At 47.8% G+C, this 14,452-nt stretch carries 12 protein-coding genes; 10 read left to right on the top strand and 2 right to left on the bottom strand.

Annotation, left to right across the window (positions count from 1 at the left end):
- Window positions 1–9: 9 nt before the first annotated feature.
- Complete coding sequence (locus EL268_RS15945) at window positions 10–609, bottom strand: TetR/AcrR family transcriptional regulator (protein ID WP_106655129.1); 600 nt, start codon at window positions 607–609, stop codon at window positions 10–12.
- Between the two features lie 180 nt (window positions 610–789).
- On the opposite strand from EL268_RS15945, the gene cyoE reads away from it, so the two are divergent.
- The 5 genes from cyoE to EL268_RS15920 all read left to right on the top strand — a co-directional run bounded on the left by cyoE (window position 790) and on the right by EL268_RS15920 (window position 7,825).
- Window positions 790–1,707 (top strand): heme o synthase, encoded by a 918-nt coding sequence (gene cyoE, locus EL268_RS15940; RefSeq protein ID WP_106655130.1) that lies wholly within the window; start codon window positions 790–792, stop codon window positions 1,705–1,707.
- Window positions 1,708–1,886: 179 nt separating this feature from the next.
- The gene (locus tag EL268_RS33955) at window positions 1,887–2,147 is read left to right on the top strand and encodes a heterocycloanthracin/sonorensin family bacteriocin (protein WP_106655131.1); all 261 of its coding nucleotides are present in this window, start codon (window positions 1,887–1,889) and stop codon (window positions 2,145–2,147) included.
- Between the two features lie 167 nt (window positions 2,148–2,314).
- Window positions 2,315–4,258, top strand: a complete 1,944-nt coding sequence (locus tag EL268_RS15930) for a putative thiazole-containing bacteriocin maturation protein (RefSeq protein WP_106655132.1) — start codon at window positions 2,315–2,317, stop codon at window positions 4,256–4,258.
- Window positions 4,255–6,195, top strand: a complete 1,941-nt coding sequence (locus tag EL268_RS15925; protein ID WP_106655133.1) for a TOMM precursor leader peptide-binding protein — start codon at window positions 4,255–4,257, stop codon at window positions 6,193–6,195. Before EL268_RS15930 ends, EL268_RS15925 begins: the two co-directional genes overlap by 4 nt.
- Window positions 6,196–6,217: 22 nt before the next feature.
- Window positions 6,218–7,825: a SagB family peptide dehydrogenase gene (locus EL268_RS15920; protein ID WP_106655134.1), complete on the top strand. Its 1,608-nt coding sequence runs from the start codon at window positions 6,218–6,220 to the stop codon at window positions 7,823–7,825.
- A gap of 41 nt (window positions 7,826–7,866) precedes the next feature.
- Here EL268_RS15920 and EL268_RS15915 read toward each other — a convergent pair whose 3' ends face one another.
- Window positions 7,867–9,612 (bottom strand): cysteine desulfurase-like protein, encoded by a 1,746-nt coding sequence (locus EL268_RS15915; protein ID WP_106655135.1) that lies wholly within the window; start codon window positions 9,610–9,612, stop codon window positions 7,867–7,869.
- A gap of 175 nt (window positions 9,613–9,787) precedes the next feature.
- Here EL268_RS15915 and EL268_RS15910 point away from each other — a divergent pair, with 175 nt between their 5' ends.
- The 5 genes from EL268_RS15910 to EL268_RS15890 all read left to right on the top strand — a co-directional run bounded on the left by EL268_RS15910 (window position 9,788) and on the right by EL268_RS15890 (window position 14,450).
- Entirely contained in the window at window positions 9,788–10,300 is a 513-nt protein-coding gene (locus EL268_RS15910; protein ID WP_106655136.1) for a GNAT family N-acetyltransferase, read from the top strand.
- 152 nt (window positions 10,301–10,452) lie between these two features.
- Complete coding sequence (locus tag EL268_RS15905) at window positions 10,453–11,064, top strand: DedA family protein (protein ID WP_106655137.1); 612 nt, start codon at window positions 10,453–10,455, stop codon at window positions 11,062–11,064.
- Between the two features lie 183 nt (window positions 11,065–11,247).
- On the top strand, window positions 11,248–12,732 hold the full coding sequence (locus tag EL268_RS15900) for an amidohydrolase family protein (RefSeq protein WP_174769404.1): 1,485 nt from the start codon (window positions 11,248–11,250) through the stop codon (window positions 12,730–12,732).
- Window positions 12,733–12,919: 187 nt separating this feature from the next.
- Entirely contained in the window at window positions 12,920–13,762 is an 843-nt protein-coding gene (locus tag EL268_RS15895; protein WP_106655138.1) for an ABC transporter ATP-binding protein, read from the top strand.
- Window positions 13,695–14,450, top strand: a complete 756-nt coding sequence (locus tag EL268_RS15890) for an ABC transporter permease (RefSeq protein WP_020477521.1) — start codon at window positions 13,695–13,697, stop codon at window positions 14,448–14,450. Before EL268_RS15895 ends, EL268_RS15890 begins: the two co-directional genes overlap by 68 nt.
- Window positions 14,451–14,452 lie beyond the last annotated feature (2 nt).

Here is a 14,452-nt window from a genome sequence, read left to right as displayed (position 1 = left end):
GGGCACTCGCTATTTTGACGATAGCATGTTTTGCAAAGCTTTTCCGTATAAAGACAAGGGGACCTGGTCGCCGCTCATGTAATAAAAGATGGTCATGCCATTCTCAAGAGCCAGAATCGTCCATGCCATTTCATCCGCGGATAGAGTAGAGTCACTTTCTTTTGGCATCAATGTCTGTATGGCCTTGGAAAGATGCTGTACCGACTCTATGATCATGTTCGACCATCGCTTGCGAACAGATTCTTCGCGCATGGCATAAAGCAAAAATTCCAGGTTCAGCATGTTCCACGTGCGATTTTGTTGCTGAACGGACATAAAATAGGCGTCCATGGCCTCTATAAAATGCGATAATGATGGCTGGTGATCAATTACGTGATGGATATTGGACACATGTAATTGCATTTGACCTTCCAAAATAGCGAGAAAGAGATCTTCTTTGGACTGGAAATGAGCATAAACAGCTCCTTTGGTAAAACCAGCATGGTCTGCGATTTTATCAACGGAAGCCCCGTGGAAGCCTAACTGAGCAAAGGTCTCAATTGCTGCGTCTATGAGCAATTGCCTTGTTTCCTGTTTACGCTCTGCTTGGGTTAATCTGCGTCTGTTCATTCGTCCGCCTCCTTCTCTTGACAATCATACCATATAGAATTAACATTCCATATAGTATTTAAATCCTTATTGGTATGTAAGATACAAATGGCAGTTTTGTAGGATTTAACCGTCTACTATGTCATGCTATTTTGGAGTACGATAGATATAGATCATCTAGTAAGAGGGGACAGTGTACGAATGCAGAGGGAAGAAAGCGTTGCAACGCGGAATCGGCCTATGTCCAATATTTTGGCGCAAACGGTTAAGACGGGGATTATCAAATCGAATCTGATTCCGATGTTTGCCGGATTAACATTGGCTTTATATACGTATCACTTCAGTCTAATAGATAAGCTGCCAGAAATCTTATTTGCTACAATTGGCTCTATTTTAATCATGGGCGCAGCGGGTGCATTTAATAACGTGTATGATCGCGATATCGATTCTGTCATGGAGCGGACGAAAAAAAGACCTACGGTGACAGGGGAAATATCAACGAAGACAGTTTTATGGCTCGCCTCCTTGATGACGATTTTGGGCTTGGTGGCTCTTGTGTTGGCAACACCGTTGGCTGCTATTATGGGTTTTCTCGGACTGTTTTTTTATGTCGTGCCTTATACGATGTGGACCAAAAGAAGAACGATTTACAATACGGAGGTAGGGAGTATTTCTGGCGCAATGCCGCCGCTCATCGGTTGGGCAGCCATTCACCCAGATATCACACATCCTGCTATCCTCGGTCTCTTTATCATCATGGTCATTTGGCAGATGCCTCACTTCTATGCGATCGCGATTCGCAAGCATGATGAGTACAAAGCGGCTGGGGTTCCTATGTTGCCTGTGGTCAAAGGTGCAAGACGTACCTACATTCAAACAAATGTCTATTTGGTTATTTTAATTGCCAGCAGTTTTCTATTCTGGTCATTGAGCGCTGGTCTTACGTTTATGGCCCTGCTCCTGAATATTCTATGGCTGGTTCTGAGTGTTTTTGGATACCGGAAAATGGATTCTCAGAAATGGTCGAAAACGATGTTTATTTATTCGCTGATCCATATGACGGTGCTGTTCTCAACGGTGATTATTTACTCGCTCATGGGGATTATCTTCAAACTGTAAATCAGTGATCATCCAAGCTGCCTTCACTTTGAGGGCGGCTTCTTTTTTGTCTGGGAATCTTGCAGCATAGCTGGTTTCTTCTCATGTTCAACCAAAAATGGGCGCCAATCATGGAACAAATACCCAATGTCGCTTCATAAATTTAGAGTAGCTCCATGAAGTGGCGGAGGTGAAGATGAATGGATGATTTCAAAAAAGAGCTAAAAAAACTAAAGGCTTCCGAAATAAAAGCGGATAAAGTGCAGCCCTGGGATAAACAAAAGATGAATGAAGCGACGCTTGTTCGCGGGCGATGTGGATGTGGTAGATGTGGATGTGGTAGATGTGGATGCGGCCGTTGCGGGCGTTGTAGTTGCAGTTGTTCCTGTTTCTGCTCCTGTAGCTGTTCCTGCTTCTGTACGTGCAGCTGCACTTGCTTCTTCCCATGCTTTATCGTCTAAATGGCGATATTTTCTAACCACGATCCGAATAAAGCCCCCTGCCAGAATGACGGATTGGCAGGGGCTTTGTTTTTCTTGCTGGCATGTGAGACAAAGTATTCTACATAAAATGACTGTGACACATCATGTAGCAAAAGGGCTGATCTCGCACAAAAAGGGGGAGGAGAATGGTTAAGCTGAATCCTTCGATGCGCATAAAAGTGAAGCGGGATACGGTTTATCTGCCTGATTCGGATGGGAGTGTATACTTTCGGAATAACATCGGAACATTTCGAATGAAGGGGGACATGATTGAACGATGGGTTGACCAGCTCATGCCGATGTTTAATGGTGAGTACACCCTGGCACAATTGACCGACGATTTGCCGGAAGAATACCAACAACAAATATACCAGGTAGCGGGTACGCTTTTACAAAATGGATTTCTTCAAGACATCAGTCGAGAGAAGCCACATGAACTATCGCCAGAAATCATATCGGCCTATGCGGAACAGATTGAATTTTTGGACCAGTTTGGCGGATCGGGTGGATATTTATTTCAAAAATATCGTACGGAAAAAGTATTAATAGTTGGGGCAGGTTCCTTTCTCCTTTCTATTGCCCACGCCTTGCTAGAATCAGGCTGCGTTCAATTCCATTATGTCATTACGAATGAAGCTCCTACGAAGCGGGAGCGATTAGACGCAATCATAGAGCATGCTCGCAGGAAAGACCCGCACGTCAAGCTGGAGGAGCTCAAACCAGCGTCGTGGGGGATTGCGGAGTGGTCGGAGGCCATTGAGCCTTTCTCTGCTGTTTTGTACACATCAGCGCAAGTGAACAAGGATGAAATAAGCGTCATTCATTCCGCGTGCAGAGAGAGGAAGAAAGTATTTGTTCTTGCCGTTTGTCTGATGCAAAAAGGAATAGCCGGACCGTTGATTCATCCCGAATCAGAAGCTTGCTTAGAATCGGCTTGGCGTCGTTTGCACCGACAGACCTTGTGTGCGGACCCCGATCAACATCCATTCTCGATGACGGCAGCAGCGATGCTAGCGAACGTCGCTGTGTTCGAATGGTTCAAACATGTTACTGGCGTCAATGACAATGAGGATGAAAACAAGGTGTATGTACTGAATCTGGAGACATTGGAAGGAAGCTGGCGATCATTCCTGCCCCATCCGATGGTGAAGGAAGGAATGAGGCTGGAGGTATTGGATAGAAAGGAGCTTGAATCACGGCTATCCAATGAGACGGAGCCAAAGGAAGGACTACAGTCTCTGTTTCAGTCGTGGACCTCATCGGATACCGGAATTTTTCACAGTTGGGATGAGGGCGAGCTCACGCAATTACCGCTCACACAGTGTAATGTTACAGCAGTCGATCCTGTCTCAGAAGGCCCGGCGGAGCTTATGCCGCAAATCGTCTGCCCAGGTTATACCCATGAGGAGGCACGAAGAGAAGCGGGACTGCTTGGGGCAGAAATGTACGTTGGAAGAATGGTGAACCACCTCGCAGCCATAGATTCAGCTTTTCGAAATGTAGGAAATGGCAATATCGGAGTCGGAGCAGGGGAAACGGCAGCAGAAGGACTTAATCGTGCACTGCGGCATTGCTTGACGCTTACGTATGCAGCAGACATGAAAGGGAGACAGCCAACAGCGAGACCTGTCCACACTGACACAATTGCTGATGAAAGATGCCAATTTTATATCCGGTCATTTACTACGTTGGGTGAAAAACCAACGATTGCAAAGGGGCATGAGGTGTGCGGATTTCCGGTGTATTGGGTGGAAACGAGCACGGGATGGTACGGGACTATTGGCTTGCAGGAGAGAGACGCACTGCGCTCAGCGCTGATGTATGCCTTGCAACAGATTCAGACCCCAACCAATCAAATGTCCAAGTATGTACTGACAGCGCAATCTGTTGGGTTGACGGGTGAAGCCATCGAAGTTGCACGCAACAGCGTTCAGAAAGAATCGGAAAAAGAGGTCTGGAAACAAGCTGTCGAGGTGCTGGCCCTTCATCACCTTTCTCCTCGGGTCATGAATGCCGCGATGGAGCCTTTCCTGGAAGAAGACCTTGGTGGCGTATTCGCCTTGCTGCTCTCGAGGGAGGTGCCTCGATGAGCGCTGACATTCTTGTCATCGGAGACGGTGTTTTGGCAGAGCTGGTTTCAGAACGTTTGAGGAAGGACTATCGCGTGTGGCACAGTGAAAACATGGAGTCTGCGACAAGCGGAGCAGATTTGGCTCTCCTGTTACAAGATACGTACCATCCCGCTTTGCATTTGCAGGCAGAAAAACATTTTCGTCAAACAAATATCCCGTGGCTTCGCGGCTTTGTTTCATTTGGGGAGGCAATCGTAGGTCCGTTGGTTCTTCCAGGTCAAACAGGGTGCTCCCAGTGTGCAGATATACGGCGACTGATGGCGGGACGCGATCGCAAAGAAATGTGGAAGGTACAACACATGTTCAGCGAAAAAGGCGGCATACCGCGTGACCCGTGGTCATCCCGCTCTGGGTTGTTACAGGTGGCATTTCATGTGAGTGCGGAGGTTGAACGCATAGTTGAGGGCAGGCAAGCCCAGTTGTCAGAGCATATCCAATTCATTGATTTACAAACATTGACAAGCACACGCCACTTCTTTTTGCCGAATCCGTTATGTCCGGTATGCAGTCGGCTGCCTGAGGATTCTGAAGAGCAGGCTAGAATACGCTTGAAGCCTATTGTAAAGCAAAGTCCGGACAGCTACCGGACAAAACCCATAGCCGATTTGAAACAAGCTCTCTCCACCGAATTTTTGGATTCCCGTACTGGATTTTTGAATGGGAAAGTACGTGATCTTGTCTCTGTGTTCGCAGATGTAAGTGTCAATCTTCCGTTATTTTCACACGACGAGGGCACGGCCGGAAGGTCTGTTTCGTACGCGGATAGTGAGATAACAGCGATTTTAGAAGGAATGGAAAGATATTGTGGGCTGATGCCGCGTGGCAAGAGGACGATGGTGCGCGACTGCTATGCAAACCTTGCGCCGCATGCACTTGATCCGACGACAGCGGGAACCCATTCAGAAGAGCAGTATGCCCTGCCTGATTTTCCGTTTCAGCCGTTTGATCCCAAGCAAGATATGAACTGGGTATGGGGTTATTCCTTTAAAGAAGAGCGACCCATTCTAGTACCTGAGCTCATGGCCTACTACAGTATGGGATTCGGGGAGGGAGTTGTATTTGAGACCTCCAATGGCTGTGCGTTAGGTGGGAGTTTGGAGGAGGCGATCTTTTACGGCATCCTCGAAGTGGTGGAGCGAGATGCTTTCTTGATGACCTGGTATGCCAAACTGCCATTGCCGCGCCTCGATCCGGCTTCGGTCAACGATCGGGAATTGCTTCTGTTGATCGATCGGATGCAGACCGTTACCAATTACGATTTGTACTTGTTCGATGCGACAATGGAAAATGGAATTCCTGCTGTATGGACGATTGCGAAAAACCGCGGAGAGGCAGGCTTGCACCTCGTTTGTGCAGCAGGAGCCCATCCAGACCCCATCCGCGCTGTAAAAAGCTCCATTTTCGAAACGGCTGCCATGCTCATGCCTTTGACAGACAAGTACGAAGCGAATCGAGACAAATATTTGCGTATGCTCCATGATTCATCCTTGGTGAAAAAGATGGACGATCATGCGATGCTTTACAGCCTGCCGGAAGCAGCGGAGCGCTTATCCTTTCTTATGGATGATTCCCGCCCGATGGTCTCATTCGCTGAACAATTTCCTAAAAGAAACCAGCATCGTGATCTAACAGACGATTTGCGGGAGTTGCTCGGTGTGTTCCAAAAATTGGATCTCAATGTCATTGTGGTGGATCAAACGACACCAGAAGTCGAGCGCCACGGCTTATCTTGCGTGCGTGTATTGATTCCTGGCATGCTCCCGATGACTTTTGGCCATCATCTCACGCGAGTAACGGGATTGAAAAGAGTATTGGAGGTTCCTGTAAAGCTGGGTTACGCGAAACAGCCACTGCGGGTAGAAGAGTTGAATCCTTTTCCGCATCCGTTTCCATAACATGCATCTGGGAGTGAGCCGGATGAGTCTCGAAAATTTTTTGTACCGCCTTCATTTTGATACAGAAAACGCCCGACCAAGTGATCTCGAAGTGGATTGGGAGGATGCGCCACTGACATACAAGCTGTACAGGGGACTACCTGTCATTCCACTGCCAGAGGACGTGCCTCTATCGCTCGTAGATCAAACGGTTTCACAAGAGATGTCTCTTCCTCAATTGGGTGCTTGGTTATGGTATAGCTACGGACTCATCCAAATCAGCCAATCGTTGTTATCCACGACTCCAGCAGACGCAGGATTTGAGTCGTTTTTGCCGCTTGTTACGAATCGCAGACCGGTTCCGTCTGGGGGAGCGCTCTATCCGAGTGAGCTGTACGTGTATTTGAAGCTGTCAAGTATTCCTCCAGGTCTATACCACTACGATGTGGCCCACCACAGACTCGTACAACTGCGCGAAGGGAATTTTGATCACTTCCTTAGCCGGGCGCTTGGTGGCCATTGTCCGGTACATGCATGCTTTGGAGTTGCGTTCGTATCCATCTATTTTTGGAAGAACTTTTTCAAGTATGATGAGTTTTCCTATCGATTGCAGGGCCTTGATGCTGGTGTACTGCTCGGGCAATTGCAGGAAATGGCAAACCAGCTCGGTGTGACGAATGCGGTACACTACCAGTTCCTAGATAGAGCGATGAATGCATTGCTGGGATTGTCTGTTGATCAAGAGAGTGTATACGCGGTAGTCCCCTTATCGCTTCAAACAGAAGGAGAGAGGCATTCGCACTCACCCGCACATTGGGCAGAGCGAGGAGAGGAGACGGCAAGCGAGCTAATCCGAGAACTCCCTGAGCAAAAGCATGTGCATGTAATGCGTTCAAAAAGAATGAGACAATATCCTGCGCTCTTGCGGATGAATGAAGCTGCCATGCAGGAATCTACCCATGCGTTTACGCGTTATTCGGATCACTTGGAAAACAAGTGGACTCGTCGTTTCGAAGAGCGAATCCTTCTCCCGCGGTTGGAGAAACCAAGCTATGATCTGGCGCAATTTTCACGGGAACGTTTTTCACCGGAAATGGACTTTATCAGGAGGAAAACAGGCCAAGATCAGGTAGCGCGTATCATGGAAATGGCGATGAGTGTTCTATCGTATGGCAATAATTTGGGAAAAAATCAGGAAGTAGCGTGGAGAAGGCTTTCTCTCTTTGTAAGCATTCATCAGGTAGAAGGGATACAAGATGGGGCATACGCTTACGAACCACTGGAGCACGCTCTTTATCCGATTGTCTATGGAGATTTACGCGCACGCCTTCAAGACGGAATGACCCTGGACAATGTGAATTTGTATCAAGTGCCGCTCTGCTTTCATGTGGCGGGTAAACGCGATCATCTGATCAATCAGCTTGGGTTTAGAGGGTATCGCATCCAGCAGATGGAGGCGGGAATCGTCGTGCATCGCTTGCTTTTGGCAGCGTTCACGTGTGGAATGGGCGGTCATCCGCTACTCGGATTTGACGTAAAAAATTGCGATGATCTTTACAACCTAGAGACAGAAGAGAAAACCTGCTTGATTCAAATTCCGGTCGGGCATTATCGCCCCCGCGCCAGGTTTCAGGGCGGGCTTCATGGATAAATACGGGGAAGACCCGAGTCAACGCTGACCCGGGTCTTGTATTATGTCCTTATGATGGCTTTGATACCTTGAATGAAGCGGTCAATTTCCTCGTGGGTATTGTACGGTGCCAGCCCCGCTCGTATCCAGCCGCCACTTTCATTGATTCCTAAACAATTGGCGAGTGTTGTCGCATAGAAGTCCCCGTCCGCAACGAATATGCTATGCTCCTCGCACAATCGCTCACATATTTCTCGGGGACTAAACCCTTCGATCCGAAAAGCGATCGTCGGTGTTTTCGGTACATCTTCACCCGCTTGATAGAGTGTGACGCCCTTCATTGCGCTTAGTTCTTTTCTCAGCTTTTCTGCCAGATGATTTTCATAGGCTTCGATCATCTCGTAACCAGAGCGGATTTTTTCAGCAAAGCTATCACCGAAACCGAGCGAAGCAACAAATTCGATAGCGGGTCTGATTCCTGCGATTCCTTCATGATTTTGTGTTCCGGTCTCCAGTTTATCTGGATAAGAAGAGGGGGCAGGAACCAATTTGTAAACATCGAGTGCTTCAAAAATTTCTTTGCGGATGACAGCGATTCCCACATGAGGACCAAAAAACTTGTAGGCTGAACAGAGCAGGATATCGGCTCCAATCTCGTCACGATGGATGGAGAAGTGAGGGACCGCATGCACGGCGTCGACGGCGAAAATGACTCCTTTGGCACGTGCTTTTTGGGAAATGGCAGCGAGATCATGGATCGTTCCGACAGCATTGGATGCAAGCCCGACTGCCACAAGTCTGGTTCTGGAAGTAAGGAGGGTATCGAGCTCATCTAGCTGTAACGTAAGTGTCTCTTTATTCACCTTTAACCACCGAACGGTCATTCCGCGATCAGCGGCAACAGTCAGCCACGGGTCTACATTGGCGCGGTGATCCATCTCGGAGACGATGATCTCATCCCCTTCTTTCCAATGCCGACCTAGTGCACGCGCAATCGCAAAGGTCAGCGTGGTCATATTTGCACCGAAGGCTACCTCCTGCGGCCTCACGTGGAAGAGGTCTGCTACGGCTTGCTTGGCATCTGCAAGGATGGCTTCTGTCTCCTTGCTCGTTGGAAAGGAGCCGTGTAAATTCGCTCCACCGTTCGCCATATAACGATAGATCGCGTCCATAGAGGATTTTACGACTTGCGAGCCGCCTGGGCCATCCAGATAAACAACTGGTTTGCCTTCGTAGGTTCGTTGTAGTGCGGGGAATTGCTCACGGACTTTTTCAATGGGGTAATGTTCCGATGCAACTTCTAATCGCCAATCATTGGAACGCATAAAACTTCCGGGAGGGTATTCAAAGACGCATTCAGACTGCAGAGTGAAACCGAGCTTACGGCAAATGGCATTGGAGGCAGGGTTGTCTACAGAGGGATAGGCATGAATAAACTTGTGTCTTCGTTCTTGGTTGATGCGTGTGATGAGTGAGGCTAAAGCCGCAGAGGCGATTCCTTTCCCTTGAAAGGGTGGCAGGACGCTCCAGCCTACTTCGTATACGTGTTCTCCTTGCCAGATGCGGTCCCAATAGCCGATGCTTCCGACAGGGATGTGATCTGGCAGCAGTACGATGCTGAACATCTTGCTGGATTGCTGACCGTCCTTATTGACGTATCGCTCGTGCCGGGCGAGGAGTTGCTCCTCTGTCTCTGGACCTCCAACATGCTCCATCATGGCAGGCGCATTCAAAAGACGCAGCAAGGGAAGATCGTGATCTGCCCAGGGCTGAATACGAACAAGCTCAGTGTTAAGCGTTGTGGACATTTTCTCACTCCTTATCAACTGGATATTCGTGGTGTCCAACATCATTCGGTATTTCTCATTATTCGGAAAAGATTCCAATTAATCAATCTTTCATTCGTTGGAGAAAGAGGGATGGAAAATCATGCTATAATGTTAGATGCCCGAGAGATTCACTGAGAGGAAGGGGTACCTGCCCATGAATGAAAAAAGCATCCATACACAACGGCTTATATTGATTCCATTTACACATAGAATAGCGACGAATATTTTGCAAGAAAATTACGAAGAGTTATTGGATATGGGGCTTACATTAGGCAAAGGCTGGCCTGATGAGGATGCGATGGAAACGATACCCAAAATCATCAAAGCACTCGAACTCGCAGGGGAACCAACAGGATTTGAATCGTGGATGATCATTACAAAAGATGGTAGGAAGATCATCGGGGATGCAGGGTTCAAGGGAGCCCCGAATACAGAGGGAGAAGTAGACATCGGCTATGGAATTATTGAAGCCGAACGAAAAAAAGGCTACGCGTACGAGGCGGCAGAAGGCTTGGCGAATTGGGCGTTGTTGCAGCCAGATGTGAAAAAGATTACGGCGAAGTGCTTGCTAGATAATATAGATTCCGCAAAATTATTAGTCAAAATGGGCTTCACAGAAATAAAGAGGGACGACACCATGATTTACTGGTCTAGTCAGAAGGGATAATAGTCTACATGAAAATTTTCAATGGAAGGGTAACCCAAGACCTCCTTGTTTCGTATTGAAATAAGGAAAAGATTATCGCTTTTCATTGAACTATGCAACGCGTGTCTCTATACTGAAGAGATAAGCATTGGTAAATAATTGTGAGGGATAGCATGCAGAACTGGATGACCCAAATTATTGAACAATATAGTTACTTCGGTATCTTACTCATGATGGCACTGGAAAACATCTTTCCACCCATACCTTCTGAGGTGATCTTGACCTTCGGTGGATTTATGACGACGCAATCATCCTTAACGGTTTTTGGCGTAATCTTGTCAGCTACAATCGGTTCGGTGATCGGGGCAATCATGCTCTATGGAATCGGTTTCTACCTAGACGTCCAAAAAATAGAGAAGATCGTAGAGAGATGGGGGCATCTTCTGCGCATTAAAACGGCAGATATCCATAAAGCGAATGAATGGTTCGACCGTTACGGATACTGGACGATCTTTTTTTGTCGCATGATCCCATTAATCAGAAGCCTGATTTCCATTCCTGCTGGTATGACCAAAATGAATTTCCCGCTGTTTTTGCTGTTTACAACACTCGGTACGTTTATTTGGAACATCGTCCTAGTGATGGCTGGTCACTTATTGGGAGAATCGTGGGAAGACATTCTGTACTATTTCGATCTCTATTCCAATGTCGTTTATGTTGTACTCGCTTTTACGGGGGTAGCCTTTCTCATTTTTTTCCTCCGCAAACGAAAAGCGGATGCCTAAAACCTTCCAACCATCTTTCCTTCAAGGGAAGGTGGTTTTTCCATTTGGAACCAACAGGTAAACATATTATAAAAAGTTGTAATTTTCATGCAAATACAAGGTATCAAAACTGCGGTAAGGTGTAGGGAGGGGAGTAGGTGACATGGGCACCGCCCTTATTCTAGAAGCTGGGGGAGATGCAACTTGATCGATTTGTTACTCGTGAACGGCGTAGTCATTACCATGGACAAAGACCGTCGGGTATTACAAGACGGGGCAGTCGCCATAGATAAAGGAAGAATTTTGGAGGTAGGCGACACTCCACTTCTTAAAGACAAGTATCCTGCACAAAAGGTAGTCGACTGCGCGCATCATTGTATACTGCCAGGCTTCGTTGACGCACATGGTCATGGCGGACATTCGCTGTTCAAAACGATTGCGACAGACAATATCAACGACTGGATGCCAATCATGACCAACACTTACAAGCACTACGTGACAGACGATTTCTGGTACTACGAGGGAAAGCTGTCAGCACTGGAGCGGCTTAAAGCTGGAATTACGACAGGTGTTAGCGTACTAGGCTCGATGCCGCGCTCAGATGATCCGATCTTTGCCTTGAATCACGCAAAAGCGTATAACGAGGTTGGCGTTCGTGAAATCGTAGCGACAGGTCCTTGCAATCCGCCGTGGCCGCATCCTTTTAGCCGATGGGTCGATGGACAAAAAGTAACGAAGGAAGTCACGTATGAGCAGGTGCTTGCCGGAGCAGAAGCAGTGATTGAAGCCCTGAATCACGCAAATAACGATAAAACCAGAGCATACATAACGCCATTTGTCATCGTCACCTCTGTCAATCCGTCCTATCCGACACCAGCTGACCAATTGTTTGGCTTAACCGATTTTGACCGTTACCAAGCGCGGAAAATCAGGGAGATTGCAAAAAAGTACAACACGCGCATCCATTCCGATGCTTTTGGAGGCATGATTCACCTCGCGATTCAAGACAAAGAGTACGCGCTGCTCGGTCCAGACGTGCACTTGCAGCATTGTCGGGGAATTTCTTTTGACGAGGCGAAAATTTTGGCCGAAACAGGAACGAATGTGAGTGCTTCTCCTGGTTTTGGTCAAATCAATGCACGCACCCCCATCACAGAATTGCTGGAGATGGGAGCAACTGTTGCGATCACGACGGACGGCACCTCGCCGATGACTCCTTTTGACATGTTCCAGGCCATGCGCAGAATGCAGCTGCTGCAACAAGCAGCGTTGCGTGATTACTACTACCTCCCGCCGGGCAAGCTGCTGGAAATGGTCACGATTGATGCGGCACGCTGTGTCGGTTGGGATGACGAACTGGGGTCACTGGAAGCTGGTAAAAAAGCGGATGTCATTACCGTAAATATGCATCAGGCCCACTTGAATCCGGAGAACATGCATGTCCATCGTGTCGTCTATCAGGCAGTCGGTGGAGATGTGAACCATGTCATTGTCGATGGTGAGCTGATTATGGACGAGCGCCGTGTTTTGACTGTGGATGAAAAGCAAATCCTCAAAGAAGCGAATGAAGAGGCGAACCGCACAATCGAGCGGGCAGGCTTGGAAATCTACATGCAGCCAAGCAAGTATTTCTGGGGGCATGCGCGAGCTTATTTGGATGAGAGAAGATTTGATCCGACGAAGTTGTAGGGGAAAAAGAGTGGATAAACAAAGACCCATGTAATGCTGCACAAAAAACTAGGTTACCGCATTGAATAGGAGAAGGTGCCCGCCGCCTTCCCTTTTTTATTGGATTATAGTTGACAAAAACGATAGGATTAATCATTATTTATTCATAATCCCCATCGACAAAGTTGGAATAAAAAGAGGTGCAGTCATGTATCTGACTATTGATAATGTTACGAAACATTTTGTGAATGAGCAGAAACAAAAAGTAAAGGTGCTGGATGATATTAATCTTGAAGTGGAAAAGGGCAGCTTCGTTTCCATTGTCGGCCCCTCTGGCTGTGGTAAATCGACGCTGCTCTACTTAATAGCCGGATTGGATCAACCGGACAGCGGTAATATACACGTTGCTGGCAACAAAGTGAATAAGCCCGGTCCCGACAGAGTCGTCGTTTTTCAAGAAGCGGGATTATTTCCATGGCTAACCGTTTTGGAAAATGTTACATACGGGCTCAAGTTGAAGAAAATGTCTGCAGCGAAAGCCAACGAAAAGGCGCTGGAAGTGCTCAAAATGGTCCATTTAAGCAAGTATGTTCATTCCTATCCCCATCAGCTCTCAGGCGGAATGAAGCAACGTGTAGCCATAGCTCGGGCACTTGTCATGGAACCCGATATTTTGCTGATGGATGAACCGTTCTCGGCGCTGGATGAACAGACGAGGATGGTTCTTCATAAGGAGTTGCTTGAGATTTGGCGGACGACCAAGGTCACGATTTTTTTCGTCACCCATAATATCCGAGAGGCCGTTCAGCTTGGGGAGAAGATCGTCGTTTTTGCCACACGCCCCGGCAAAATCAAGGAGATCATTGCGGTTCCTGCCATGCGCGATGGAGTCATGCCGGACAGTGTGACATTAAGCACCGAGCAGAAGGTGCTGTCGATACTGCAAGAAGAGATAGAAAAGGTGCTGAAGGAGGAAATGGGCAATGACTACAGCTTTAAGACGGGTCATCTTCATCGCTATGATAGCGGCGATCTGGGAAGTCACATCTAGATTATCTGGGCTCCCATCGTTCATGTTTCCCAGCTTGACCCAGGTTTTCGAAACACTCGTAAATGGCTTGATAAGCGGGCAAATTACCGCTGCGATTGGAAAAAGCATGGGACGAATCCTGTTGGGCTTTCTCATTGCCATTATCGTCGGACTGATATTGGGTTACTTCATTTGGAGGTACAAACTCGTAGAAGATACGCTTGGCTTTGTGGTGACAGCGCTTCAGTCTATCCCGAGCATTGTCTGGTTCCCGCTTGCGATTATCTGGTTTGGCTTAAATGACTTCTCCATTTTGTTCATCGTGACGATCGGGGCGACCTGGACGATGACGGTCAATGCTACCAGCGGTTTCAAAAATGTCCCGCCGCTATATCAACGAGTCGCCAAGACATACGGTTCGTCTGGCTTTCACTTTGTACGAACAGTCATTCTTCCTGCTTCCGTACCGCAGATCATCTCCGGGCTTCGAATCGCTTGGGCATTTTCCTGGCGGGCACTTATGGCAGGTGAATTGCTCGGGGGTGGCGGTGGTCTCGGTCAATTGCTCGAGATGGGACGTTCACTTGGACAAATGGATTTGGTGATATCAGTGATGATCATTATTGCGATCATCGGTACCATCGTCGATAATGTTGTCTTTTCACGCATCGAACGCAACGTTCAGATGAAGTGGGGAGTCCATTCATAAAA

This window comes from Brevibacillus brevis, from assembly GCF_900637055.1.
GTDB lineage: Bacteria > Bacillota > Bacilli > Brevibacillales > Brevibacillaceae > Brevibacillus > Brevibacillus brevis.
The sequence above is the reverse complement of the archived record's forward strand: the minus strand, read 5'-3'. Positions and strand labels throughout refer to the sequence as shown.

Coding starts and splice junctions, on each gene's coding strand:
- EL268_RS15945 (WP_106655129.1), bottom strand. CDS start 609: ATGAACAGACGCAGATTAACCCAAGCAGAGCGTAAACAGGAAACAAGG.
- cyoE (WP_106655130.1), top strand. CDS start 790: ATGCAGAGGGAAGAAAGCGTTGCAACGCGGAATCGGCCTATGTCCAAT.
- EL268_RS33955 (WP_106655131.1), top strand. CDS start 1,887: ATGGATGATTTCAAAAAAGAGCTAAAAAAACTAAAGGCTTCCGAAATA.
- EL268_RS15930 (WP_106655132.1), top strand. CDS start 2,315: ATGGTTAAGCTGAATCCTTCGATGCGCATAAAAGTGAAGCGGGATACG.
- EL268_RS15925 (WP_106655133.1), top strand. CDS start 4,255: ATGAGCGCTGACATTCTTGTCATCGGAGACGGTGTTTTGGCAGAGCTG.
- EL268_RS15920 (WP_106655134.1), top strand. CDS start 6,218: ATGAGTCTCGAAAATTTTTTGTACCGCCTTCATTTTGATACAGAAAAC.
- EL268_RS15915 (WP_106655135.1), bottom strand. CDS start 9,612: ATGTCCACAACGCTTAACACTGAGCTTGTTCGTATTCAGCCCTGGGCA.
- EL268_RS15910 (WP_106655136.1), top strand. CDS start 9,788: ATGAATGAAAAAAGCATCCATACACAACGGCTTATATTGATTCCATTT.
- EL268_RS15905 (WP_106655137.1), top strand. CDS start 10,453: ATGCAGAACTGGATGACCCAAATTATTGAACAATATAGTTACTTCGGT.
- EL268_RS15895 (WP_106655138.1), top strand. CDS start 12,920: ATGTATCTGACTATTGATAATGTTACGAAACATTTTGTGAATGAGCAG.
- EL268_RS15890 (WP_020477521.1), top strand. CDS start 13,695: ATGACTACAGCTTTAAGACGGGTCATCTTCATCGCTATGATAGCGGCG.